Origin of the sequence: Limnofasciculus baicalensis BBK-W-15 (genome assembly GCF_024178385.1) — a bacterium.
GTDB lineage: Bacteria > Cyanobacteriota > Cyanobacteriia > Cyanobacteriales > Coleofasciculaceae > Limnofasciculus > Limnofasciculus baicalensis.
This window is the reverse complement of sequence record NZ_JAMZMM010000642.1, coordinates 1-1,789: the sequence shown is the minus strand read 5'-3', so window position 1 is coordinate 1,789 and position 1,789 is coordinate 1. Positions and strand designations below refer to the sequence as shown.

1 protein-coding gene is annotated in these 1,789 nt (G+C 62.1%); it reads left to right on the top strand.

All coding sequences use genetic code 11. The annotated features are described in order from the left end of the window. Window positions 1–296 precede the first annotated feature (296 nt). Window positions 297–1,673 (top strand): replication-associated recombination protein A, encoded by a 1,377-nt coding sequence (locus NJ959_RS29075; protein ID WP_254015241.1) that lies wholly within the window; start codon window positions 297–299, stop codon window positions 1,671–1,673. The last annotated feature ends 116 nt before the right edge of the window (window positions 1,674–1,789 follow it).

The window sequence follows — 1,789 nt, the reverse complement described above, 5'->3', positions numbered from 1 at the left end:
CGTAGAGGCGGATGAACGAGATGAGGATGCCATAAATCGGATCGCGGCGCGGATTGTTGAGGAGGCCCCGACTGATCCACGCCCAGCAAAGCCAGGCGAGCGAGGCGAGGATGAGTGGGTGCGCGCCGTCCAAGGCGGGCATGTTAGCGAGTGACTAAGCAACCTACCAGTTTGGACGCAAAGGATCACGGCATCGCCCGTCGCTGGTGAGAAGAAATGCGGATTGTGCGCGGCCGAACCCAAACAAACATCGGCCATCGCCGACGGCGCCATAGAGTGAGAGGCACGGAGGAAGCATGGACCTGTGGGCGGCGAAACGAGAACAGAAGCGAGATGCGGTGAGGCCGCTCGCGCTGCGCATGCGCCCGCGGACGCTTGAGGAGTACGCCGGGCAGGAGCATATTTTGGGGCCGGGGAAGTTGCTGCGGCGGATGCTGGCGGCGGATGCGATCACGTCGCTGATTTTTCATGGCCCGCCGGGGACCGGGAAGACGACGCTCGCGGAACTGATCGCGAACCACACGAAACGGCACTTCGAACGCGAGAATGCGGCGAGCGTCGGCGTGAAGCGGATCCGTGAGTTGATCGATGAGGCGGTGCATCGATTGGAGGTTGAGGGACGGCGGACGATTTTGTTTTTGGATGAGATCCATCGCTTCAGCAAGTCGCAGCAGGATGTGTTGCTCGGGGACGTCGAGCGCGGGCTGATTACGCTCATCGGCGCGACGACGGAGAACCCGCTGTTCGCGGTGAACTCGGCGCTGGTGTCGCGATCGACGTTGTTCCGATTGGAGTCGCTGAGCGAAGAGCACATCGTGCGGGTGTTGAGGCAGGCGATCGCGGACAAGGAGCGTGGGTACGGCGAGCTCGACATCGAAGCGAGCGATGACGCGCTGAAGGTGTGGGCCGTCAAGTGCGATGGGGATGCGCGGCGAGCGCTCACGGCGTTGGAAGTGGCGGTCCTGAGTGCGACGAAGGAAGGCGCGGCGAAGATCGTGATTGATCGCACGGTCGCCGAAGATTCCATCCAGCAGAAGGCTGCGGTGTATGAGGCTGATGGGCACTATGACTCCGCGTCGGCGATGATCAAGTCGATCCGAGGTGGAGACCCGAATGCGGCGGTGTACTGGATCGCGCACATGCTGAGTGCGGGGGAAGACCCTCGTTTCATATGCAGGAGACTTGGGATTCTGGCGAGTGAGGACATCGGGAATGCGGACCCGCGCGGAACGATGGTGGCGGCGGCGTGCTGGGAGATGGTCGAACGTGTGGGCATGCCCGAGGCGCGGATCATCATTGCGCAATGCGCGATTTATCTGGCGTGCGCGCCGAAGAGCAATGCGAGTTACTTGGCGATCGATGAGGCGATGAAGGATGTGGAGGAAGGCCGCACGATTCCGGTGCCGGTGTACATCAAGGATGGGAACGTTCGGAAGGCGACGGGACTTTCGGCGGATGCGGCGAAGGGATTCGGCAGCGGCAAGGCGTATGTCTACAGCCATGATGCGGCGAATGCACTCAGCGGCCAGGATTATCTGGGTGTGGAAAAGGACTATTTCCGGCCGACGGATCGCGGGCATGAGAAGGCGATGAAGCAGTGGATGGAGATGCTGAGAGAGGCGAGAGGCTCGGAAGAAGAGACGACGTTCCGTAGAGACGGACAGACGAAGTGAAGAGAGGCGGGACGCGGTCACGGCTGTTGCTGGCGCGCAGCGAAGACACCGACCTGAGGACAGGTCAGTGGCACCGCACGGGATCCGATTCCGCAGGGCGCGTGGCTGGTCTCCTG

Excerpts from the sequence above, each read along its gene's own strand:
- NJ959_RS29075 (WP_254015241.1), top strand. The coding sequence starts at position 297 with ATGGACCTGTGGGCGGCGAAACGAGAACAGAAGCGAGATGCGGTGAGG.